Source organism: Xenorhabdus sp. BG5 (assembly GCF_015163665.1).
Classification (GTDB): domain Bacteria; phylum Pseudomonadota; class Gammaproteobacteria; order Enterobacterales; family Enterobacteriaceae; genus Xenorhabdus.
The window spans coordinates 1-232 of the sequence record NZ_JADEUG010000120.1 but is presented as its reverse complement, the minus strand read 5'-3'; the positions used below and the strand labels follow the sequence as shown (position 1 = coordinate 232).

The following is a 232-nucleotide window of genomic DNA, read 5'->3' as shown; positions in this document are numbered from 1 at the left end:
TGCAACTTAACGCCCCGTTAAGACTCGGTTTCCCTGCGGCTCCCCTATGCGGTTAACCTTGCTACAGAATATAAGTCGCTGACCCATTATACAAAAGGTACGCAGTCACCCTGATAAATCAGGGCTCCCACTGCTTGTACGTACACGGTTTCAGGTTCTTTTTCACTCCCCTCGCCGGGGTTCTTTTCGCCTTTCCCTCACGGTACTGGTTCACTATCGGTCAGTCAGGAGT

General features: G+C 51.3%; 1 rRNA gene. It reads right to left on the bottom strand.

Annotated elements, in window-relative coordinates:
- A 23S ribosomal RNA gene (locus IQ209_RS18100) occupies positions 1-232 on the bottom strand; the annotation flags it as partial.